The sequence below is a fragment of the Rothia nasimurium genome, assembly GCF_042660305.1.
GTDB lineage: Bacteria > Actinomycetota > Actinomycetes > Actinomycetales > Micrococcaceae > Rothia > Rothia nasimurium.
In genome coordinates, this window is the sequence record NZ_JBHSTW010000011.1 from 99055 (window position 1) to 121213 (window position 22159).

A 22159-nucleotide genomic window follows, 5' to 3' on the forward strand; every position below is an offset into this window, starting at 1 on the left:
TGGTTCATTCCCGGGGCCCTTCATGAGGCTGTGGTTCAGTGCTAGAGGCTTAGAGCGAGGCTTACTTGTTGTCGCCTTCTACAACGATTTCTTCCTTGCGGACGTCTGCTGAGACGCGCTCGGTGTCGGTGCGTACTTCCTTGCCAACTGAGACGCGCTCGGTGGCTACGGTTTCGGTGGAGACAACGGGGCGCTCTTCGTGGGCGGTGACGGTAACGTCTGCCTGTGCCTCGGCGGAGTCGAAGTCGTAGTTTTCTACAACTTCGCCGTCCTTGAGGTTGGTGCGCTCAACAACGATTTCTTCCTTGCGGACGGGCACCTCGACGGTTTCGGTTTCGGTGCGGACGACCTTGCGCAGGCGGACCTGGCCGGTCTGGGTTGCGCTGGTGGCGGTGCCAACGTTCAGGCGCTCTTCGTGGGCAACGACGTCGCCGTTCTCGGCAGTTGCGGTGGCCTGAGCTGCATGGGCGTCGGCGGCAGGACGCTCGGTGTTAGCTACACCGGCAGTTGCGGTACCTGCGGTTGCGGCACCTGAGGTGAGTGAGTAGTACTCGTAGAGGCGCTGCTCTTCAGCGGGTGAGAGTTCGCCGTCTTCTGCGATATTGGGGGCGTCCTTGACGAATTCCTTGGTGTAGGGAACGTGGATTTCTTCGCCTGCGTAGCGGGCCTTGTCCACGGGGATAAAGGATTCGTTGGTGCCGAAGAAACCGGTGTTGACGGTGACGAAGGTGGGTTCGCCGGTCTGGGCATCGAGGTAGAGCTCGCCTACCTTGCCAATCTTTTCGCCGTCGGTGCCGAATACGGTGCTGTTGCGCAGGGTTTCGATGGTTTCGTTGGTAGCCATGAGCTATTGCCTTTCTTTGCGACTCTCAGTACGAGGTGTTGCGCCAGCCGAGCTCTCCCGATGAGTGCTATCAGTAGGCTGAGCAACTGGTAATAACCTTACATACTTTCAGCAGGCTGAGCAACTACTAAGCGAACTTTTTAAGAAAAAAGACAATATTTCACTCTGAGGTGAAAAATAGAGCATGACCAGGCATTCCAATCAACGACATGCCTAGTCATGTCATTTTTGACAGATAAAGCAAGAAAGTAACAGGGGGTTAGTTTTAAATTAAATATTTTCCACATACACACCCCCAGCATAGGCAACACCTCAAATCCAATCGGTGAATCGTCAAAACCTCTTGACAGACACCCAAGAACAATCACATACTTGTGATACGTCAAGATTGCTTGACGCACCTAAGAAAGCGACTAAGAAAGGAGGCCCCGTGCAGTCCAACGACCCGCGCATTACCGCTGTCCGCACCGCTAACGAGCAGGTTAGCCAGGCAACCCGTGCGCTTGAGGACGCCGTGCAGGCAGCTCGCGCAGGCGGCGCCACCTGGCAGCTCATCGGCTCGGCTATCGGCGTGACTAAGCAGGCTGCTGCCCAGCGCTTTTCAGAAACTGTCTACAACGCCCGGTCTCTCTCACAGATTCAGGTGGAACTGGAACAAGTCACAGAGGCCCTCTTCGCCGCACTTGCCCACGAAGACATTGAGCATGTACACAGCCACATGACCTACACCACCGCCCGGCTGCTTTCCAAACGCAGGATTCTGAAAACCTGGCAGCAGGTGCTTGAGGCAAGCGGCCCCTTTGTCGAAGTCAAGAAAACGGTAGTGGAGCAGGCAGGCTCCGGCTTTACTCTCACCTACCGGCTGCGCCACGAACGTGGAGAGCCGGTCGGCCAACTCTCTTTCAACTCAGCCCGCAAAGTAACAGGATTGGTGATCTTCAATGACGACTCGACGCCCCTCCCCTGGTAACAGCATCTACGCACCCCTCATCATGGTGGGACTGTGGGGTCTCCACGGTTGTATCACCTGGTATCTCAGCCATGAACTAGCCCTGGCCCTCTGGGCAGTTGGTCTCGTGGCTGTTGGAACAGTGCTTACTCAGTGGTTCCTGCGCCCCAAGGGGAGCCGCACGATGGTATGGCGACCTGGACTGTTTGCCGGGACCCTAACGTTCACCTGGGTTTTTTGGGCGATTCTCAATACCGTGTGGGATATGGAAGTCCAACACGCTATTGCTTGGCCACTCATTGGGTACCTCAGTACAAGTTACAGTGCACGAGAGGCTTCAGCTCAGAGGCGCAAAGCCCGCGACATCGGCGTCTAGATCCTGCCTAGCCCTCCCCCAGCTCAGCTAACCGCTGGGCAGAGAGACGAGCCAGGGCGTCCGCGTCCATACGGGCAGCGCCAAGAGCGACCCGCCCCGCGCCGGTCAGCGGGGTGCCCTCGTCCTGCCAATGGGAGTACGCCTGCTCTAGGTGCCCCGGTATCTCACGCGGGCATTGCACACCCGCCACCAGGGAACATTCGATCCCCAGGTCGCCAACACGCGCCCCACCAGCCGGGGCGATTCGCCAACGACCGCGCCGACGTCCCCGTAGGTAGCAGCCTGCCCGGCAGGCACGCACTCAACCACGCGCAAGATTCTCTCTACACGGGTATCGTCCATAGCTGCTTAGCCGTCAACCAGCACTAGGGACTCACTGGTCACGGTGGCAGCCCCCATCTTCAGCAACTGGTCAATCAGTACGACCAGATCCTCCATAGAGTCATCGACCTCGATCTGCACAGCGTAGGAGCCGGTCAGCACCGAGAGCAGCTGCATGATAGCCTCGCGGGCGCCGGGGTGGCCCACCCGGTAGCCGATGGTAATTTCGGTGGCATCATCTTCAGAGACCGGCATCTGGCCAGCATCTACCTCGATGGGGCGGTAGCTCACAGCAAAGGCGATAATGTCGCCCTTCTTCCCGTTGGCCTGGGCACGCAGCACATCGTCGCGCAGCACGACGGCGCCCAGGGCTTCAGCTTCATCGGAGAGGAAGAGACGGTTAATGCGGCCTATGGGGAGGTCGGCAGGTTCATCCCAGGTGTGCACAGCCCGGTAGAACTCCCAGAAGCGCTGGGTCAGTTCCACTGACCCGGTGGCCAGATCCTCGATGGCCTGGGTGATGCGTTCGGAGTCATCCTGGCGCAGGGGTACGGACGGTACCGCCCCGGCCTCAATGCGCACCATGCGCGAGCGCTGGGCAGCCTTGAAACCACGGGCTAAGGCGAAGTTTAGGCCGGTGGATTCTGGCTCCACGGTGGCTCGGAAAGCCGAAACGCCACGAGAAGATGAGGCGGCGGCGTCCTTCAAGGCCTCTAGGAGCAGGCTGCCCAGGCCTGCCCGGCGGTGCTCGGGGGCTACTTCGATGTAGGACCAGAGGCGGTTGGGGTGCAGGTCGGTCTCGTAAACGGTACCTGCAGCTACGGGAACGCCCTGGTGCTCGGCGATGAGGGTGCGGGAGAAGCGGGTGTCGGAATCGGGACCGAAGGACGAGCGGAAGGCGGCTACCTGCCGGTTTTCGGCATCGTGCCAGTATTCGAGCAGGGCTAGGGTGTCGCCCTCGCGCCAGGGGCGCAGGGTATAGGTGTTCTCGGCGGTGCTCATGGTGGTGCCTTTCGGGTAGCCGGCAAGGTGTACCCATCTACTTTAGCGCCCCTACCCTAGCTGCGGGCGCCCGTGCGGCAGAAAGCCTGCACGCTGAGCGTGAACCGGGCAAGCAGCACCTTGATTTCACCGGCCCGTTACCGGCTAGACTTTAAGGGCTTAAAGTTTGTTTGACTCTATTATTTAGCGTGGTGTTATGACTTCCCCCCTTGCCCACAAGCCCACTCTGACCGGTTCCCGCATTGAGCTACGCCCCTTTGATGCTGAAGCCATCGACGCCATGATTGAGATTTTGCAGGAGCCGGAGGTACTGGTTAAGACCGGCACCGTGCACTCCCGCTCAACGGAAACCCACCCCTTCGATGAGGCTAAGACCCGCGAGTGGTACTCCCGCCGCAACGAGAAGAAGAACCGCCTTGACCTGGCTATTTTTGCGCTCGACCAGCAGAAGTATGTGGGCGAGGTAGCTTTCAACGAGTACGACCCCGACAACGGGTCGGTCAACTACCGTATCGCCATTGGTCAGGCAGGCCAGAACAAGGGCTACGGCACCGAGGCAACCAAGCTCATGGTGGATTACGGCTTTGAGAAGCTGGATCTGCACCGCATTGAGCTGGAGGTGCTGGACTTCAACGAGCGAGCCAAGCACGTCTATACCTCCTGCGGCTTTGTGCCCGAAGGACGCCGCCGCGAAGCCTTCCTGATCGACGGCGAGTACCACGACGCAGTACTGAAAGCTGTGCTGCGCAGCGACTGGGAGGCCGCCCGCTCAGTGGCAGGCCACCTGACCCTCGACTTGAAGCGGGTAGAAATCTAAGACAACACCAAAAGGACGGACGCGCGTTCGCCTGCTGACCCTCTTGGGGCTCGCGCTGGGGCGCTCACCCCAATTCACGCCAGCCCCGAGCCAGCAGGCTCTCCGCACGTCCGTCCTTTTGTGTATCTAAACTACGCTACTTACTTGGTCAGCTTAGCTGCCAGGTAGGCGGTGACCTGATCCAGGGAGACGCGTTCCTGGGTCATGGTGTCGCGTTCGCGGATGGTGACTGCCTGGTCTTCGAGGGTGTCGAAGTCGACGGTGATGCAGAAGGGGGTGCCGATTTCGTCCTGGCGGCGGTAGCGGCGGCCGATGGCGCCGGCGTCGTCGTAGTCGATGTTCCAGTTGCGGCGGAGTTCGTCGGCCAGGTTCTTGGCGGTGGGGACGAGGTCTTCCTTCTTAGAGAGGGGCAGGACGGCTGCCTTGACGGGGGCCAGGCGGGGGTCGAGCTTGAGCACGGTGCGCTTGTCGACGCCGCCCTTGGTGTTGGGGGCTTCGTCTTCGACGTAGGAGTCGACGAGGAAGGCCATCATGGAGCGGGTCAGGCCGAAGGAGGGCTCGATGACGTAGGGCACGTAGCGTTCGCCGGTGCCCTGGTCGAAGTATTCGAGCTTGGCGTTGGAGTGTTCGTTGTGCACGCCGAGGTCGTAGTTGGTGCGGTTGGCAACGCCCATGAGTTCGCCCCATTCGGAGCCCTGGAATCCGAAGCGGTATTCGAGGTCCATGGTGCCGGCTGAGTAGTGGGCGCGGTCGTCTTCGGGTACGTCGAACTTGCGCATGTTGTCGGGGTTGATGCCGAGGTCTACGAACCAGTTCCAGCAGTCTTCGATCCACTGGTCGTAGTACTTGGGGGCGTCGTCGGGGTGTACGAAGTATTCGATTTCCATCTGTTCGAACTCGCGGGTTCGGAAGATGAAGTTGCCGGGGGTGATTTCGTTGCGGAAGGCCTTGCCGATCTGGCCGATGCCGAAGGGCGGACGCTTGCGGGCGGCGGTGACGACGTTGTTGAAGTTGACGAAGATGCCCTGGGCGGTTTCGGGGCGCATGTAGTGCAGGCCCTCTTCGTTGTCGACGGGGCCCAGGTAGGTCTTCATGAGGCCGGAGAAGTTCTGGGGTTCGGTCCACTGGCCCTTGGTGCCGCACTTGGGGCAGACGATGTCGTCCATGCCGTTTTCGGGGGCGCGGCCCTTCTTGGCTTCGAAGGCTTCGATCAGGTGGTCCTGGCGGTGGCGGGAGTGGCAGGAGAGGCATTCGACGAGGGGGTCGGTGAAGGTGGCGACGTGGCCTGATGCTTCCCAGACTGCCTTGGGCAGGATGATGGAGGAGTCGAGGCCGACCATGTCTTCGCGGCCGCGCACGAAGGTCTGCCACCACTGCTGGCGGATGTTTTCTTTGAGTTCGGCACCGAGCGGGCCGTAGTCCCATGCTGAGCGGGATCCTCCGTAGATTTCACCTGCCTGGAAGACGAATCCGCGGCGCTTGGCCAGTGAAATAACGTTGTCGAGTTTGGACTTCGGTGCCATGGTTTTTGGTTTCTCCTATGAGCCTGCGCCACCGGTTGTGGCGTGCTTGGATGTAAAAAGAAAGTGGGCCGGGTGGCGCACTCGTCTTTAAGCCTACCGTACGTAGGGGTGCGAGTGTTGGCGCGGGTAGAGTGGTGGGTATGAGTATTGAGTCTGTTTTTATTCGTGATGAGATGATTCGTCTGGGTCAGTTTTTGAAGTTGGCGAATCTGGTGGAGAACGGGGTGCATGCCCGTGAGGTGATTCAGGACGGCCTGGTGAAGGTGAACGGTGATATTTGTGAGCAGCGTGGGCGTCAGCTGCATGCTGGCGATACCGTTGAGCTGAACGGTGTGACCGTGCAGGTGGAGGTTGAATAACCTCTAGCCAAGTGAATCCCATATTGGTATTCTCGGGTTATGACAGTTCAGATTGCAGTCCGTTTACCCGATGATTTAGTGGCCTTTCTTGATCATGAGGTTGAGGAAGGCCAGGCTAGAAGCCGCGCTGAGATTGTTGCTGAGGCTCTTGAGCATGAGAGGCGACGCCGGGCGGCTTTAGTTGATGCAGCTATTCTGGCTTCTCTGGGCCCAGAGGATGACCTGGATGAGTTAGTGGACTGGGCCAGCGGCACGCCTTCGTCTCAGCAGTAGGTGTTGAACCGTGCGCGAAATTTGTTTAGTGCATCTCGATAAGACAAGGCCGGCAGTTGTTTTGACCCGTGAGCCTACGCGGTTTGCGATGACTAAGGTGACCATCGCTCCTATCACCTCAACGATCAAGGGACTATCGAGCGAGGTTTTGCTAGGGCCTGCTAACGGTCTTGACCGTGAGTGCGCTATTTCTGTGGATAACATCCTGACGGTCCGTCAGGACACCCTAGGGCGGACGATTGGTTACCTCACGGAGCCTCAGGAAAAACAGCTAGCCCAGGCAATTATTTTCGCGTTTGATCTGCGGGCTCCCCTAGCCCGTTAAAGGCGAGCCCGCAGTCCTTACACATCATTATTCGGCAAGCACTTTCTCATTGAGGAAGGCTGTGATGTGGGTGAGTTCTGCGGCAGCGACTCCGTGCCCGATGCCGGTGTAGGTGTGGGCGGTGAGGTCGGTGTGCCCGGCTACCCATTCGCGGGTGTAGGCGATTTTGTCGGCGGTGATGATGGGGTCGGCTTCGTCGCGGCCCCAGAAGAGGGGTAGGGGCTCGCCCGCTAGCTGGGCGTCCTTGAAGTAATGCTCTCCCCCGGCCACGGCGTAGCCGGAGAGCCCCACCACGGCCTTGATGAGGTCGGGGCGGGCGCGGGCTACCGAGGTGGCAAGGGCCATGCCCTGGGAGAAGCCCAGCAGGGTCACGCTGCTGTAGTCGGCGGCGATGGGTTCGAGCCAGCCCAGCAGATAGTCGACAGCCAGTTCGATAGCGGTAAAACCGACGGTTTCTAGTTGCTGGTTGAGGGGCCACCACTGGTAGCCCATGGCGGGTCCCTCGACGTAGGCGGAGTCGGCGTCGGCCGGCAGCGGGTAGCCGACAGGCTGGGGCGCGCGGACGGACGCGTAGGTCACCTTTTCGCTGGGCAGATAGGGGGTGAGCCCCAGCAGGTCGCGTTCATGGGAGCCGTAGCCGTGCAGAAGGACAACCAGGTGGGTACCCCGGCGAAAGGGTTCTGCCTTTGAATATTCAACAGTGTACTGGTTCATAACCCCCAACTTACCACCGGCAGAGCTAGCCTTAGGCCACTGCCCACAGGTGCTTGCGCCCCCTCAATTTTGCTTCGTCGGCGGCGTCCTGGGTTTCGATGCTGGTGGCGAGGATTCTTTCGAGCTGTTCGTGTTCGATGAGGAAGCCGTCGTGGCCGCAGGGTGAGTGGATGACGGCTGGCTCTACGGGGTTGGGCAGGGAGGCTGCCAGGATGTGGGAGTCGGAGGGGAAGAAGAGGCGGTCGGAGTCGACGTAGGCGATGGTCCAGTTGCAGGTGGTGCGGGCGAGGGCTTTTTCGAGGCCGCCGCGGTCGCGGCCGAGGTCGTGGGAGAGTAGGGCTTCGTTGATAGCGAGGTAGGAGCCTGCGTCGAAGCGGTTGGTGAGTTTGGTGCCGTGGTGGTCGAGGTAGTTTTCGACCTGGTAGCGGCCGCGTTCTGCGGTGAGGGGGTGCAGGACGTTGTGGCCGTCTTGGGCGTCGCGGCCGAAGCGGAAGTGGAGTTCGGCGGCGGAGCGGTAGGTAGTGTGGGCGATGCGGCGGGCCAGGGCCAGGCCGGTGACGGGGCCGGGGCCTGGGTAGTAGTCGCCGCCGGCGAAGGCGGGGTCTTGGCGGATCGCCAGATTTTGCATGTGGCCCCAGGCGATTTGTTCGGCGGTGGCGGCGGGGCCGGAGGCGATGACGGCGCAGGAGCGGACGAGCTCGGGGTAGGTGACGGCCCATTCGGCGGCGCGGGCACCGCCGAGGGAACCGCCGATGACGTGGTGGAGGGAGGTAACGCCGAGCTGGTCGAGCAGGCGTTTTTCGGCGCGGACGCCGTCGCGGATGGTAACGAGGGGGAAGCGGGAGCCCCAGGGTTTTTGTTCGGGGTCGATACTGGCCGGGGCGGGTGAGGCTGGGCCGGTGGTGCCGTAGCAGCCGCCGAGCATGTTGGGTGAGATGACGAAGTATTTGTCGGTATCGATGACGCGGCCGGGGCCGACGGCGGTAGGCCACCACCCGGCGGCTTCGGCGGCCTCTCGGTCTTGCTCGCTGGCGTCCGCCCCTACGCGCCCTGCCGAGACGTGGGTGTCACCGGTCAGGGCGTGCAGGATCAAAACGGCGTTGTCGCCCGCCTCGTTGAGGGTTCCCCAGGTTTCGTATCCGATGGTGACGTCGGGCAGTACTGCCCCTGATTCGAGGGTCAGATCGCCGACTTTGGCGTAGGTGAGGACGCCATCGGTGCGGGTGGGGGTGGTCTCAGCGGGGCGGGCGGTCGTCATTGGGCTACCTTTCCTTAGCGGATGGCGGTGAAGCCGAGTTCGAGGTCGGCGAGGATGTCGTCGATGTGTTCGATACCTACCGAGAGGCGGATGAAGGCGGGGTTGATGCCGATGGCTTCAAGCTCTTCGGTGGTGGACTGGCTGTGAGTAGTGGACGCCGGGTGTACGGCCAGCGAGCGCACGTCACCGATGTTGACCAGCAGGGAGTGGAGGGAGAGGGAGTCCACGAATTTCTGGGCGGTTTCGGCGTCGGCGTCCTTGAGGGTGAAGCCGAGGACGGCGCCAGCACCCTTGGGCAGGTACTTTTGAGCCAGTTCGTAGTAGGGGGAATCGGGCAGGCCGGAGTAGGTAACCGATTCGACCTGGGGGTGGTCTTTGAGGAACTGGGCGACTTTGAGGGCGTTCTCTACGTGGCGTTCTACGCGCAGGGAGAGGGTCTCAAGGCCGATGGCGATGTTGAAGGCGTTGGTCGGTGAGATGGAGGAGCCCAGGTCGCGCAGTAGGGAGACGCGGGCTTTGAGGATGTAGGAGAGGTTGACTCCGAAGGCACCGTCCGCACCGAGGTCGCGGGCGTAGACCAGGCCGTGGTAGCTTTCGTCGGGCTGGTTGAAGAGGGGGTACTTGTCGGGGTAGGCGCCGTAGTCGAAGTTACCGGAGTCTACGATGACGCCGCCGACCGAGGTGCCGTGGCCACCCAGGTATTTGGTGGCGGAGTGGATGACCACGTCAGCACCGTGCTTGATGGGGTTGAGCAGGTAGGGGGTGGCAATGGTGTTATCGACGATGAGGGGTACACCAACCTCGTGGGCTACACCCGAGATAGCTTCGATGTCGAGGACGTCGCCGCGGGGGTTGGGCAGGGTTTCTGCGTAGAAGGCCTTGGTGTTCTCGCGGGCTGCTGCTCGCCAGGACTCGGGATCAGCAGGATCGTCAACGAAGGTGGTTTCGATGCCGAGGTTCTTGAGGGTGTACTTGAGCAGGTTGAAGCTGCCGCCGTAAAGGGAGGGGGAGGCAACGATGTGGTCCCCGGCCCCGGCAATGTTCAGGATTGCGAAGGTGGACGCTGCCTGGCCGCTGGCCAGCAGCAGGGCACCGACGCCTCCTTCGAGGGCAGCGATACGGTTTTCAACGGCTTCCTGGGTGGGGTTGTTGATGCGGGAGTAGATGGGGCCCAGCTCTGAGAGGGCGAAGCGGCCTGCTGCCTGGGCGGAGTCCTTGAAAACAAAGGACGTGGTCTGGTAGATGGGTAGGGCACGGGCGCCGGTTGCTGCGTCGGGTTCCTGGCCTGCGTGAATCTGCTGGGTTTCGAACTTCCAGCCGGCGGGGTTGGAGGGGGTGGGAACGGTGTTCTCGGTGGTCATGCGGTTACTCCTAGGGAGGTCGTTGTTTCAGTGTTCAGTTGAAACGGGCCGCATGCCGTATCTTCCGCCTGGGTAAGGAGGAAAAGAATCTGATGCCCTCACAGAAGATAGAGGCACATCGGTCCCGCGCTTGCGTACCTGGTTCTCGGTGGGTACGCCCGGTCATCACCCAGGGCACCCCACCGCGAGTGGAGGGTTGCCGACCAGCTAGCTGGGGCTTAGCGCTGGTTCTCTTGACCTGTCTCTAGTCTGGCTGGCTCACCCGGGGAGCGTCAAGAAAGAGCTCTAAAGTTTCAGCATGTGTCCTTGTATTGCGTACGTTACGTTCTGTGAGCGTCATTTAGAATGGTGGGAAGCGAGTTTTTACGAAAGGGCTGATGATGTCTCTGACTCCTCCTCTTGCCAAGCGTGTACCCGTTGAGCGCACCCATCACGGTGATACTTTTGTTGATCACTATGAGTGGTTGCGCGATAAGGAAAGCGCCGAGGTTCTAGAGCATCTACGCGCTGAGAACGCCTTTACCGAGGCGGTCACAGAAGACCAGCAGCCCCTGCGGGACGCTATTTTTGAAGAGATTAAGGGGCGCACCCAGCTCACCGATATGTCGGTGCCCTCGCGCCGCGGGGCCTGGTGGTACTTTAACCGCACGGTTGCCGGTGAACAGTACCCGGTCATGTGCCGCGTCCCCGCCCTTACAGAGGGCAGCGTTGAAGAGCGCTACCAGCCGCCGGTCGTCCGCCCCGGTGAGCCGCTTGACGGCGAGCAGGTCGTGCTGGACTGCAACGAGTTTGCCCGCGACATGGCCTTTTTCTCCCTGGGTTCCTTCCAGGTCACCCGCGACGGCTCCCTGCTGACCTTCGGTGTTGATGACTCGGGCGATGAGCGCTACACCCAGTACTTCAAGAACCTCGACACCGGCGAGATTCTGGAGGAAAAGATTGAGGACGTCTTCGCTGGCGCCTTCTTTGCCTCCGGCGCTAAGCACCTGATCTACTCGGTAGCTGACGAGTCCTGGCGCCCCTATGAGGTGCGCGCCCACGCTATCGGCACCAGTGCGTCTGAAGATTTCGCCCTCTACCGCGAGGACGACAACGGGCTCTGGCTGGGGGCCGGCATGTCGTCCTCCCGCACCCACGTGGTCATTACCTCTTCAAACTCCGAGTATTCAGAGACCCGCATTATTAACATCCACGAGCTGGGCCAGCTAGAGCCCACCCTCATTATGAAGCGGGACGCCGGCATCGAGTACTCCACCGACGTCATCGACGTGGAGGGCACCGGCTACCTGGTCATCGGCCATAACCACGAGGCTCCCAACGGCGAAATCGTGCTGGCACCCCTGCGGGAAGAGTACGTACCCTTTGCCGACTTCAAGGCCAGCTGGATTCCCCTGGTGCCCCACCGCGCGGACGTCCGCCTAGAGGGTTTCAAGTTCTCCCGCAACCATCTTGTGCTCATGGCCCGCGAGAACACCACCGTTAAGGTATTCGTGGCCCCCCGCGCCGCTGTCGCCGAGCAGGCAGCTTCTGCCCACCCCCAGGGCATTGGCCTCTACGAGCCCGGTGGCTTCACCGAAGAGCTCTACACGTCAGCCTTCTCCGGTGTGAACATCATGTCCCCGGTCATCCGCCTGAACTACACCTCCTACCTCACCCCCAGCAGCGTCTACGACTACTTCCCCGATACCGACGACCTCGTGCTGCGCCGCCGCACCCCCGTCATCGGCTACGAGCCAGAGAACTACACCGCCTACCGCATGTGGGCACCGGCAGCGGACGGGGCCATGATTCCGCTCTCCGTCATGCACCGCGCCGACCTCGATAAGTCGCGGGAAAACCCCGTGATTCAGTACGGCTACGGGTCCTATGAGTCCTCCATGGACCCCTATTTCTCTACTGCCCGCCTCAGCGTGCTGGACCGCGGCGTCATCTTCGTCGTTGCCCATATCCGCGGTGGCGGCGAAATGGGCCGTGCCTGGTACACCGAGGGCAAGAAGCTAGCCAAGAAAAACACCTTCACCGACTTCATCGACGCCACCGACTTCCTGGCTTCCCAGGCCTGGGTGGACGCTGCCCGTATCGGCATCATGGGTGGATCAGCCGGCGGCCTGCTCATGGGCGCCGTCGTCAACATGGCCCCCGAAAAATACGCGGCCTGTCTGACCCAGGTACCCTTTGTGGACGCCCTCACCACCATTCTCGACCCCAACCTACCGCTCTCAGCCCTGGAATGGGAAGAATGGGGCAACCCCATCACCGACAAGGAGGTCTACGACTACATGAAGTCCTACACCCCCTACGAAAACATCCGCCCCGTCAAGTACCCGGCCATCGCAGCTGTTACCTCCCTCAACGACACCCGCGTCTTCTACGTCGAACCGGCCAAGTGGGTAGCAGCCCTACGCGAAACCATCGACCCGACCTCCCCCACTCCCCTGCTCAAAATTGAGATGGACGGCGGCCACGGCGGCGGCTCAGGCCGCTACACCGCCTGGCGCGAAATCGCCTGGGACTACTCCTTCCTGCTCACCCACCTGGGTGCCACTAGCGTCACGGAGTAAACCCGCCCATGCCCCCGTCCGCTGATCTAGTTGACCTGACCCCGCGCGTCCCCCACGAAATCCTGCTCTCCCTGCTGAATAAGCCTCCCTACCGGGAAAAGTGGATGCGACACGTGCAAAGACGCCGGGGTAACTCCATCAACCAACGAGCCGTAGCTACCTTCATCGCCTACGAGCTTTCTGACTACCTGGACCAGGACATCGACCCGGCCACCATCAAAGACCGGGTCTCGCGCGCCCTGAACGGCGAAGCGATTTCGGGCGCCACCGCCCACATGTTCATCACGGCCTTCGAGTTCACCTCGGCCGAAGCCAGAGAACTGCAGCGGGCCCTCTCAGCCCACAGCCTCAGCCGCAAGCTCGCCCAGCGGGCAGAGACCCTCACCAGCGCCGAACGCACCATCGACACCCGCAACTACACCTCCCTCTCCACCCTGATGGACGGCCACATCGACCGATTCGGGTTCATGCGGCACTTCGTCGTCACCGAGATTATCCGCTCCGAAATCGACGAACTCACCCTCATCTCCCCCCGGTTCGAATCCACCGACTCCACCGTCACCCTCATCGAGGGCGGCGACCTGGTCTCCATGAACGAGCACGAACGCGCCCACATCCACCACCCGGAAAACACCATGTGGCAGCTCGCTATCAAGCCGCCTGCCCCCGTCCGCTACGGCCAGGTACACCAGATTCGCTACCGTATCGACCTTAACATCGACCCCATGCTACTGGAACAAGAAAAATGCAACTACGCCTCGCTGGGCCCCTTCACCCCGGCACGGTTCAACGTCTCCCTAGCGCTCACTTTCGATGCGGAGCCCTCGAATATGGTTCAAAAAATTTGGTCCCACACCATGAAGGACGAAAGCCTGCTAGAAGTCGTTGAGCTCCCCTCCCAGCAGCGCTACTCCATGAGCTTCCCCATCGCCGAAGACACCGTTTTCGCCTACTTCTGGGACGCCGACTACGAGGGTGCCATCCGCCACTACCACGGGGATGACCCCGCATGGCTCTCCCGCCTCACCCCCGCCGACCCCACCTCATAGCATGTCTACTACACCCCACTCAGACTCAACCACCCAGCTGGTCAGCGCCCTACTCCGCTCAGAGCTCTTGGAACCCTATGTGCGCGACACCTGGGAACGCTACATCCACCACGAAAAACTGGGCGAAGCCAACCCCTTCTCTATCAGGGCTATCGCCCGCGCCATCAGCGCCCACCAGCACACCGTCTACGGCCTAGAAATCCCGCCCCACAAGTACAAAGACCGGGTGCGCCGCGCTATTACCGGCGAGCACATCAGCAGCGAAACCATCGACCTATTCAGCGAAACCTTCGGCTTCGACGAACGCACCCAAAAAGCCCTCCACAAGGCAGCCACTCAAGGTTTCGACGACTCAGAAACCGTCCAGTTCCTCCGCACCAACCCCCAGGTGCTCACCTCAAGCTGCTACCTCGACATTCAGCTTGACCCGGCTGCTCCCGGTGACTTTACCCTCAACGCCACCTACACCCTGCTCAGCCTCGAATCAGGCTGCTCAGCCTTCGTCTTTGCCCTGCCCCAGGGGCAAGAGCTCATCTGCACCAACCGCCATTTTTCGGTATCGCGCGTGAGTGAAGACCAGGACTGGGTCTTCACCCCCACCAGCTTCATCCCGCCCCTACAAACCTTTATGCTGCGTTTCAGCGTCCGCGGCACCGCCCACCCCCAGGCGGACGGCAGCTACCAGCTCCTTTTACCCTTCACCCACCGCAGCTACTCCGCAGCCATCAAACTCACCACAGCAGGCAGCCCCCTAGCTGTGAGCTTCACCGAGCAGGCCTCTGCCGGGAACTCCCCTATCACCACCAGCTGTGCTGAAACCGTCACCGACTACCTCTCCCACTTCTACCCCAGCCTCAAAGACACCACTCTTGCCCTCAACTGGGCCCCCGCTACCTAAGGCCCTTTGTTTTCACCCAAAAATTTTTGCCGCACAATAAAACTGCGATATAAGCGAGACGTGGGAGAACATAACCTAAAGGTGTAAGGTTTGGTGGATGTGGTAACCATCTTTCCTTACACTCGATGATCTAACCGGTGTTCGAGACTCAGAGCTTCTGAAAAGAACATCCCGCCCCTGGTGCATGTTTTTCGCTCCTAGTTTCCCCCCTCTGTACTAGTGTGAGGGTCTCTCACCGTGTTAAATCGAGACCCTAGGTAGCTTCAGTGCGATTTTTGCTACCTAACCTAGCGGTCGGTTAGTTTTCCCTAGTGCGCCGACCGTTCACCGGGTAGAGCTCTTTACCCCAGAGCCCTACCCGCGGTGCAAAGTAATAAGGCGCCCCTCTTTCCCAGAGCGGGCGCCTTCTTTGTACCCTTTCCCCTCCAGGGCAAGAAAAACCGGGCGCCCTCCCACAGGGGAGAACGCCCGGTCAGTAGCTTGACCAGAGAAAAGGGGGTTAGCCCTCGACGCCCAGCTTTTCGAGAATCAGCTCGCGCACGCGTCCGGCATCTGCCTGACCGCGGGTAGCCTTCATAACCTGGCCGACGACGGCGCCAGCGGCCTGCACCTTACCGGCGCGAATCTTGTCGGCAACATCGGGCATAGCGGCCAGAGCCTCGTCGATAGCGGCAGTCAGAGCCGAATCGTCAGAAACAACGGCCAGGCCGCGCTTCTCAACGATTTCAGCCGGGGTGCCCTCGCCCTCAATGACGAAGCCCAGTACCTGACGGGCAATCTTATCGTTGATCTTCTTACCCTCAATCAGCTGGTTGAGCTCAACGATGGTAGCGGCGGTTGCACCGGTTTCGGTCAGCTCAACCTCGCGCTCCTTGGCAATACGGGCGATCTCGCCCATCCACCACTTACGAGCAACTGAGGCGGGAGCACCGGCGGCAACGGTCTCTTCAATGGCGTCCATAGCACCGGCGTTGACCACGTCGCGGAACTCTTCGTCCGAGAAGCCCCAGTCGGCCTTCAGACGGCGGCGGCGCTCGGCGGGAGGCTCGGGCAGCTCGGCGCGCAGGCGCTCAATCCACTCTTCGTCGGTGACGACCGGAACCAGGTCGGGCTCGGGGAAGTAGCGGTAGTCGTCGGCGTCAGACTTGGGGCGACCGCTGGTGGTCTCGCGGGTGTCTTCGTGCCAGTGGCGGGTTTCCTGAACAACCTTCTCGCCAGCTTCGAGGACAGCCGCGTGACGCTGAATCTCGTAGCGCACCGCACGCTCGACCGAACGCAGGGAGTTGACGTTCTTGGTTTCTGAGCGAGTACCGAACTCGGTGGAGCCCTTGGGCATGAGCGAGACGTTGGCGTCGCAGCGCACGTTACCGCGTTCCATGCGGGCGTCGGAGATACCCAGGTTCTTGACGATTTCGCGAATGGCAGCCACGTAGGCACGGGCCAGTTCGGGGGCCTTGTCGCCCGCACCCACGATGGGGCGGGTCACGATTTCAATCAGGGGAACACCGGCACGGTTGTAGTCGACCAGGGAGAAGTCTGCACCCTGAATACGGCCAGCGGTGCCACCCTTGTGGGTCAGCTTGCCAGCGTCTTCTTCCATGTGGGCACGCTCGATGTCGATGGTGAAGACGGTGCCGTCCTCCAGTTCAACGTCCAGGGACCCGTTGGCGGCGATGGGCTCGTCGTACTGGGAGGTCTGGAAGTTCTTGGGGGTATCGGGGTAGAAGTAGTTCTTGCGGGCAAAATGGCTAACGGGCGCAATCTCGCAGCCCAGTGCCAGGCCCAGCTTGATAGCTGATTCAACAGCCTTACCGTTGACCACCGGCAACACACCGGGCAGGCCCAGCGAGACGGGGGTGACGTTGGTGTTCGGGGTATCGCCAAACTCGTTGGGGGCGGCGTCGAACATCTTGGTCTTGGTGTTGAGTTCTACGTGAACCTCGAAGCCGAGTACGGGGTCGTACTTCTCCATGGCTTCTTCAAAGGACAGGATTTCGTCAGACATTTACTTAGCTCCCTCGAAGTCGAAGTCACGGATTAGGGCGGCGGTATCGGGCAGCTGCTCGTGCAGGTAGCCACCCCACTTGGCGGTCAGCAGGGCTTCTAGACCAGCACCGGCGCGGTAGAGGCGGGCGTCCTCGTGGGCGGGGGCGGTGAACTGGATACCGACGGGCAGGCCGTCCTCATCTGCCAGGCCACCGGGCAGGGAGAGGGAGGGTACACCGGCCAGGTTGGTGGGGACGGTGGCAATATCGCCCTTGTACATGGCCATGGGGTCGCCCTTGGTCTTCTCACCCAGCTTGTAGGCGGTGGTGGGGGCGGTGGGGCTGATTAGCACATCCGCTACCTCAAAGGCCTTGGCGTAGTCGCGCTGAATCAGGGTGCGAACCTTCTGGGCTGAACCGTAGTAGGCGTCGTAGTAGCCAGCTGACAGGGCGTAGGTACCCAGGATGATGCGGCGCTTGGCTTCTGAGCCGAAACCGGCGGCCCGGGAGGCTCCCATGACGCGCTCAATGGTGACGTTGCCTTCTTCGGGCAGCTTGCGCAAGCCGAAGCGGACGCCATCGTACTTAGCCAGGTTGGAGGAAACCTCGGAGGACATAATCAGGTAGTAGGCCCCGATCGCTTCCTTGACGGAGGGCAGGGAGACCTCAACAATCTCTGCACCGGCTTCTTTGAGCAGCTCCAGGGACTCGTTGAAGCGGGCCATGACACCGGGCTGAAAGCCCTCGCCGGTCAGTTCCTTGATGACGCCAACGCGCAGGCCCTTTAGACCGCCTTCAGCGGCACCAGCGCGGGCGGCGTCCGAATAGGCGGGGACGGGCTCGTTCAGGGAGGTGGAGTCCTTGGGGTCGTGGCCACCGATAACCTCGTGCAGCAGGGCGGTATCGAGGACGGTGCGGGCGCAGGGGCCAACCTGGTCCAGGGAGGAAGCCATGGCGATGACGCCGTAACGGGAGACAGAACCGTAGGTGGGCTTAACGCCAACGGAGCCAGTGACGGCTGCAGGCTGGCGGATAGAGCCACCGGTATCGGTGCCCAGGGCCAGGGGGGCCTGGAAGGCAGCAACAGCTACAGCGGAGCCGCCGCCGGAGCCACCGGGAATGCGGTCCAGGGCCCAGGGGTTGCGGGTGACGCCGAACGCTGAGTGCTCGGTGGTGGAGCCCATGGCGAACTCGTCGAGATTGGTCTTACCCAGAATGGGCATACGGGCCTCGCGGATCTTCTGGGTGACAGTGCCGTCGTAGGGGCTCATCCAGCCCTCAAGCATACGGGAGGCGGCGGTGGTGGGCTGGCCCTTGGTGACAATGAGGTCTTTAACGGCGATGGGGACGCCTGCCAGGGCAGGGAGTTCCTTGCCGGCGGCGCGGTCTGCGTCTACAGCGGCAGCAACTTCCAGGGCCTCTTCAGCGTTGAGGTGCAGGAAGGCGTTGAGACCGCTCTTACCGGCTGCGCGGTTATCTGCGTCTAGGGGTTCGCCGTCGGTGGCGATGATATGGTCGATGTAGGCCTGGGTTGCCTCAACAGAGGTCAGTTCCCCTGCGGCCAGCTTGTCAGCAAGTTCTGCTGCGGAAAGTTTGATGATGTCGTTCATGCCCGCTCCTTAGTCTTCGTCCAGAATTGCCGGAACCTTGAACTTACCGTCTTCGGCATCGGGGGCACCCGAGAGAGCTTCTTCAGCCGTCAGGGTTTCGCCCACCACGTCGTCACGGAAGACGTTCTTGAGCGGGATGGGGTGGCTGGTTGCCGGAATATCGTCTGAGACGGCGTCTGAGACTGACTTGACGGATTCTACGATGACGTCGAGCTCAGCGGCCATAGCGGCCAGCTCTTCATCAGTCATCTCGATATGAGCCAGCATGGCAAGGTGTGCCACCTGCTCACTCGTAATAGCAGACATAATCACTTCCACGAGTTAGACATAGGTTTTCAGTCTCTATCTTAGCCCGCCGACGGTCATAACACGATTTAAAAAAGAATCGCCCCCTAGCCTATGCAGGCTAGGGGGCGACAGTGTGAGATCAGAATCCGCTCAAGGTCTAAGAACCCGGTGGCCCTTACTTAGCGGGGATGGTCAGAACCCAACCGATTTCAATGACGTCGGCGTCCTGGATCAGGTCAGCGTTAGCTGCCAGTACTTCGTCCCAGCCGTTGAAGCCGTGAGCGTAAGCGATTTCTGACAGAGTGTCGCCAGCCTTGACGGTGTAGGTGTTAGCTGCGGGTGCTGCTTCGGCAACTACCTCTGCTGCGGGTGCAGTTTCAGCGGCGGGAGCAGGAGCCTCGACAACCGCAGGAGCAGCAGGAGCTGCAGCAACTTCAGTTACCTGGGTTGCCTGAGGAGCAACGGTGGTGGTTGCAGCGGGGGCCTCAGCGACGGTTGCTGCTGCACCTGAGGTGCCGTAAGCGTAGAGGTTCAGCTTGGCAGCGCATGAGGGCCAGGCGCCCCAGCCCTGCATCTGAAGGAGGTTTTCAGCAACGCGGATCTGCTCTGCCTTTGAGGCAGCTGCGGGGTTGCCGGTGCCGCCTGCGGCTGCCCAAGAGGACAGCGAGAACTGCAGACCACCGTAGTAGCCGTTGCCGGTGTTGATGGCCCAGTTGCCACCTGACTCGCACTGTGCGAGGGTGTCCCAAGCTTCGAGGGGAGCGGCGTTGGCTGCGGGGGTAGCGGCCAGGCTTGCTGCTGCTGCGCCACCGATTGCAAGTACTGCTGCTGAACGACGAATGTTGGAAGTCATGAAATGCTCCGTAAGGCCACCTTATGCTCTTCCCATCCCTGGGCTTCATCGCATTGCCGTCTACCCGTAATCGTTGAGTGGATTGTTTGAGGCTTTACCCTGTAGACGGCATCAGGTGTGCGGTAGAGCCCAGCATGCGCCCACAGCTTCCACTGTGAGCTATAGACCGTCGCACCTTTGGTTTGGCGGTCGTTTTTGATTCGTTGATAACGATAACGTAACGATTTCGGCTTTGCCAACCCATTTTTGAGACAGAACACTCCCCACCCCACCCAGTGAGACCCCCGTCACCCTCCAGGGTGGCTGTCTTTAAAGACAGGCTTGTATCACCCTTAACGCCGGGGAAAAGGGCGGATTTCTGCGGGTTAAAAGGGGGACAAATTTTTAACCCGCCAGAGACTTGTCTGTTTTTAAGTCAGGTTGCTAGGCCCTTAAAAATTTCTTAAATTTTCTGCCATGCTCCCCGTGGCGAACAGGGGTATAGGTCACATTTAGGTCACAGAAGCAAAAAATCCTGTGACCTGCCTGTGACCTTGCCGCTAAGTGAGGGCGTCCGGCCCCTGCGCCAAAAGCGCCTCAAAACCTTCTTCATCCAGCACCGTCACACCCAGCTGTTCAGCTTTATCGAGCTTAGAACCAGCAGATTCACCGGCAACCAGATAGCTGGTCTTCTTCGACACCGAACCCGAGGCCTTTCCACCGCGCACAATAATGGCCTCTTTCGCGCTATCGCGGGTAAAACGAGCCAGGGTTCCAGTCACCACGATGGTGAGGCCTTCAAGAGTGCGTTCGATTGAAGCATCCCGTTCGTCCTCCATCCGCACGCCGGCTGCTGCCCAGCGGTCTACGATTTCGCGGTGCCAGTCTTCAGCAAACCACTCCTTGAGGGAGCTAGCAATGATGGAGCCCACGCCGTCAACGCCTGCTAGGCGTTCCTCGCTTGCTTCGCGAATTGCGTCCACCGACCCGAACTCGGTCGCCAGGGCCCGGGCCGCAGTGGGCCCCACGTGCCGAATAGAGAGGGCAACCAGCACCCGCCACAGGGGCTGGCTCTTTGCCTTCTCCAGCTGTTCAAAGAGCTTTTCGGTATTGCGGGTAGGAGCACTCGGCTTCTTTGCGGTACCCCGCGTATAGAAGTAGGGAACCAGCTCAGTTTTGCCGGTGGGCTCCCCCTTGACCTTTTTCTCGCGCTCAATGCGCACGTCTGCCAAGTCCTCAGCGGTGAGGTCAAAGAGGAAGGCCTCAGAGATAAGCGGGGGCCGTTCAGGGGCAGCCGGGTTGGTCAGGGCCTTAGCGGCCTCATAGCCTAGAGCCTCGATATCGAAGGCACCGCGACCAGCCAGATGGTTGACGCGCTCGGTGAGCTGGGCGGGGCAGGAGCGGGCGTTGAGGCAGCGGATGTCTACGTCCCCATCCTTAGCGGGCGCCAGGGGCTGGCCGCAGGAGGGGCAGTCGGTGGGCATTACGAATTCCCGTTCGCTCCCATCGCGCAGGGCCACCACAGGCCCCACAATTTCGGGGATGACGTCCCCGGCCTTGCGTAGCACCACGGTATCGCCGATGAGCACACCCTTGGCCTTGACCACGTCCTGGTTGTGCAGGGTCGCCATCTCAACCGTTGAGCCAGCCACCTTGACCGGTTCCATCACACCAAAGGGGGTCACGCGGCCGGTACGGCCAACCCCCACCCGGATATCGAGCAGCTTGGTGTTGACCTCTTCGGGCGGATACTTGTAGGCCACGGCCCAGCGGGGCACGCGGGAGGTGTAGCCCAGGCGCTCCTGGGTGGAAAAATCGTTGACCTTAATGACGATGCCGTCGATTTCGTGCACCAGGGAGTGGCGTTTTTCACCGTAGGTTGCAATGAATTCAAGAATCTCTGAGCGGCTAGTAAGCAGCTGGGAGTAGGGGCTGACGGGCAGACCCCACTCCTGAAGTTGAGTGTAGGTTTCGAACTGGGTGCTGATATCCAGGCCGGTGCGGGAGCCAATGCCGTGCACAAACATGCTCAGGGGGCGCCCGGCGGTCAGGGCGGCGTCCTTCTGCCGCAGGGAGCCTGCTGCCGCATTTCGCGGGTTGGCGAAGGGGGCCTTACCCTGTTCAACCATCTGCTCGTTGAGCGCCTTGAAGTCAGCCGATGAGATAAAAACTTCACCGCGAATTTCGATTTCTTCGGGGTGGTTGCTACCGGCGAGCTGGGTAGGGATTGAGGCGATAGTCAGGACGTTGTGGGTCACGTCTTCGCCGGTGGTTCCGTCACCGCGGGTGGCGGCGCGTACCAGCTTGCCTTTGCGGTAGAGCAGGTTGACCGCCAGGCCGTCAATCTTGAGTTCGGTGAGCCAGGCGGGGCGAGCGCCCGTCATCTCCTGGGCGTTGGTTTCGGCGCGGTCTAGCCAGGCGCCGAGCTCTTCGAGGGAGAAGACGTCTTCCAGCGAGTACATGCGGGCCAGGTGGGTAACGGGGGTAAAGGCCGCGGAGGCTTCGCCGCCGACTTCCTGGGTGGGTGAGTCGTTAGCGACCAGTTCGGGGTGCTGGGCTTCTAGCTTTTCGAGCTCACGGTAGAGGGTATCGTACTCGGCATCCGAGATGGTCGGGGCGTCCTTGACATAGTAGCTCTGGCGGGCTGCTCGCACTCGGTCAACGAGCTGGGCGTAGCGCTCCTTGATATCAGCGGCTACGCCCTGGCCTTCGACTAGGTCGCGGTCAACACCGTGGACGGTTTCTTCTTCTACACCGGGAAGGTCTTTGTTTTCACTCACCCTATCTATTCTGCCCTATAACCTCACTGGCTGA

At 60.8% G+C, this 22159-nt stretch carries 21 protein-coding genes and 1 riboswitch; of the genes, 8 read left to right on the plus strand and 13 right to left on the minus strand.

Going from position 1 to position 22159, the window contains the following annotated elements; genetic code table 11:
• Positions 1 to 61: 61 nt before the first annotated feature.
• The gene (locus ACFP6B_RS05125) at positions 62 to 844 is read right to left on the minus strand and encodes a DUF2382 domain-containing protein (protein ID WP_377127673.1); all 783 of its coding nucleotides are present in this window, start codon (positions 842 to 844) and stop codon (positions 62 to 64) included.
• 430 nt (positions 845 to 1274) lie between these two features.
• Between ACFP6B_RS05125 and ACFP6B_RS05130 the strand changes: the two genes are divergently transcribed.
• The gene (locus ACFP6B_RS05130; RefSeq protein WP_377127676.1) at positions 1275 to 1814 is read left to right on the plus strand and encodes a hypothetical protein; all 540 of its coding nucleotides are present in this window, start codon (positions 1275 to 1277) and stop codon (positions 1812 to 1814) included.
• Between the two features lie 362 nt (positions 1815 to 2176).
• On the opposite strand, the gene ACFP6B_RS05135 is transcribed toward ACFP6B_RS05130, so the two are convergent.
• The 3 genes from ACFP6B_RS05135 to ACFP6B_RS05145 are packed head-to-tail and all read right to left on the minus strand — an operon-like array spanning position 2177 to position 3492.
• Complete coding sequence (locus ACFP6B_RS05135) at positions 2177 to 2350, minus strand: hypothetical protein (protein WP_377127678.1); 174 nt, start codon at positions 2348 to 2350, stop codon at positions 2177 to 2179.
• Positions 2317 to 2511 carry an MGMT family protein gene (locus ACFP6B_RS05140; RefSeq protein WP_377127681.1) on the minus strand — a complete coding sequence of 65 codons (195 nt, stop codon included), beginning with the start codon at positions 2509 to 2511 and terminating at the stop codon, positions 2317 to 2319. Before ACFP6B_RS05140 ends, ACFP6B_RS05135 begins: the two co-directional genes overlap by 34 nt.
• Before the next feature lie 6 nt (positions 2512 to 2517).
• Complete coding sequence (locus tag ACFP6B_RS05145) at positions 2518 to 3492, minus strand: GNAT family N-acetyltransferase (RefSeq protein ID WP_377127684.1); 975 nt, start codon at positions 3490 to 3492, stop codon at positions 2518 to 2520.
• Positions 3493 to 3688: 196 nt separating this feature from the next.
• Here ACFP6B_RS05145 and ACFP6B_RS05150 point away from each other — a divergent pair, with 196 nt between their 5' ends.
• A complete protein-coding gene (locus ACFP6B_RS05150) occupies positions 3689 to 4309 on the plus strand; it encodes a GNAT family N-acetyltransferase (RefSeq protein WP_377127687.1) in 621 nt (206 codons plus the stop codon).
• A 140-nt stretch (positions 4310 to 4449) separates the two neighbouring features.
• Here ACFP6B_RS05150 and ACFP6B_RS05155 read toward each other — a convergent pair whose 3' ends face one another.
• Positions 4450 to 5832, minus strand: coding sequence for a glycine--tRNA ligase (locus ACFP6B_RS05155; protein ID WP_237236387.1), 1383 nt, complete (start codon positions 5830 to 5832; stop codon positions 4450 to 4452).
• Positions 5833 to 5972: 140 nt separating this feature from the next.
• Between ACFP6B_RS05155 and ACFP6B_RS05160 the strand changes: the two genes are divergently transcribed.
• The 3 genes from ACFP6B_RS05160 to ACFP6B_RS05170 are packed head-to-tail and all read left to right on the plus strand — an operon-like array spanning position 5973 to position 6789.
• Entirely contained in the window at positions 5973 to 6191 is a 219-nt protein-coding gene (locus ACFP6B_RS05160; RefSeq protein ID WP_185173331.1) for an RNA-binding S4 domain-containing protein, read from the plus strand.
• A gap of 39 nt (positions 6192 to 6230) precedes the next feature.
• Positions 6231 to 6464: a ribbon-helix-helix domain-containing protein gene (locus tag ACFP6B_RS05165; RefSeq protein WP_185173332.1), complete on the plus strand. Its 234-nt coding sequence runs from the start codon at positions 6231 to 6233 to the stop codon at positions 6462 to 6464.
• 28 nt (positions 6465 to 6492) lie between these two features.
• Positions 6493 to 6789, plus strand: a complete 297-nt coding sequence (locus ACFP6B_RS05170; protein ID WP_377127692.1) for a type II toxin-antitoxin system PemK/MazF family toxin — start codon at positions 6493 to 6495, stop codon at positions 6787 to 6789.
• A gap of 27 nt (positions 6790 to 6816) precedes the next feature.
• On the opposite strand, the gene ACFP6B_RS05175 is transcribed toward ACFP6B_RS05170, so the two are convergent.
• The 3 genes from ACFP6B_RS05175 to ACFP6B_RS05185 are packed head-to-tail and all read right to left on the minus strand — an operon-like array spanning position 6817 to position 10122.
• Positions 6817 to 7503 carry an alpha/beta hydrolase gene (locus ACFP6B_RS05175; protein ID WP_377127695.1) on the minus strand — a complete coding sequence of 229 codons (687 nt, stop codon included), beginning with the start codon at positions 7501 to 7503 and terminating at the stop codon, positions 6817 to 6819.
• 31 nt (positions 7504 to 7534) lie between these two features.
• On the minus strand, positions 7535 to 8761 hold the full coding sequence (gene metX, locus ACFP6B_RS05180) for a homoserine O-acetyltransferase MetX (RefSeq protein WP_377127698.1): 1227 nt from the start codon (positions 8759 to 8761) through the stop codon (positions 7535 to 7537).
• 14 nt (positions 8762 to 8775) lie between these two features.
• Complete coding sequence (locus ACFP6B_RS05185; RefSeq protein ID WP_237235950.1) at positions 8776 to 10122, minus strand: O-acetylhomoserine aminocarboxypropyltransferase/cysteine synthase family protein; 1347 nt, start codon at positions 10120 to 10122, stop codon at positions 8776 to 8778.
• Between the two features lie 121 nt (positions 10123 to 10243).
• Positions 10244 to 10361, minus strand: a riboswitch (SAM riboswitch).
• Positions 10362 to 10499: 138 nt separating this feature from the next.
• On the opposite strand from ACFP6B_RS05185, the gene ACFP6B_RS05190 reads away from it, so the two are divergent.
• The 3 genes from ACFP6B_RS05190 to ACFP6B_RS05200 are packed head-to-tail and all read left to right on the plus strand — an operon-like array spanning position 10500 to position 14630.
• Positions 10500 to 12683 carry a S9 family peptidase gene (locus ACFP6B_RS05190; protein ID WP_377127702.1) on the plus strand — a complete coding sequence of 728 codons (2184 nt, stop codon included), beginning with the start codon at positions 10500 to 10502 and terminating at the stop codon, positions 12681 to 12683.
• An 8-nt stretch (positions 12684 to 12691) separates the two neighbouring features.
• Positions 12692 to 13732 carry a hypothetical protein gene (locus ACFP6B_RS05195; protein WP_377127705.1) on the plus strand — a complete coding sequence of 347 codons (1041 nt, stop codon included), beginning with the start codon at positions 12692 to 12694 and terminating at the stop codon, positions 13730 to 13732.
• Position 13733: 1 nt separating this feature from the next.
• Positions 13734 to 14630 carry a hypothetical protein gene (locus ACFP6B_RS05200; protein WP_377127708.1) on the plus strand — a complete coding sequence of 299 codons (897 nt, stop codon included), beginning with the start codon at positions 13734 to 13736 and terminating at the stop codon, positions 14628 to 14630.
• Between the two features lie 499 nt (positions 14631 to 15129).
• Here ACFP6B_RS05200 and gatB read toward each other — a convergent pair whose 3' ends face one another.
• The 5 genes from gatB to ligA form a co-directional block, all read right to left on the minus strand.
• Positions 15130 to 16635 (minus strand): Asp-tRNA(Asn)/Glu-tRNA(Gln) amidotransferase subunit GatB, encoded by a 1506-nt coding sequence (gene gatB / locus ACFP6B_RS05205; protein WP_237187310.1) that lies wholly within the window; start codon positions 16633 to 16635, stop codon positions 15130 to 15132.
• The gene (gatA, locus tag ACFP6B_RS05210) at positions 16636 to 18225 is read right to left on the minus strand and encodes an Asp-tRNA(Asn)/Glu-tRNA(Gln) amidotransferase subunit GatA (protein ID WP_377127712.1); all 1590 of its coding nucleotides are present in this window, start codon (positions 18223 to 18225) and stop codon (positions 16636 to 16638) included.
• A 9-nt stretch (positions 18226 to 18234) separates the two neighbouring features.
• Positions 18235 to 18531, minus strand: a complete 297-nt coding sequence (gene gatC / locus ACFP6B_RS05215) for an Asp-tRNA(Asn)/Glu-tRNA(Gln) amidotransferase subunit GatC (protein WP_083093415.1) — start codon at positions 18529 to 18531, stop codon at positions 18235 to 18237.
• Positions 18532 to 18688: 157 nt separating this feature from the next.
• Positions 18689 to 19366 (minus strand): transglycosylase family protein, encoded by a 678-nt coding sequence (locus ACFP6B_RS05220; RefSeq protein WP_377127716.1) that lies wholly within the window; start codon positions 19364 to 19366, stop codon positions 18689 to 18691.
• Between the two features lie 539 nt (positions 19367 to 19905).
• Positions 19906 to 22125: an NAD-dependent DNA ligase LigA gene (gene ligA, locus ACFP6B_RS05225; protein WP_377127719.1), complete on the minus strand. Its 2220-nt coding sequence runs from the start codon at positions 22123 to 22125 to the stop codon at positions 19906 to 19908.
• Positions 22126 to 22159 lie beyond the last annotated feature (34 nt).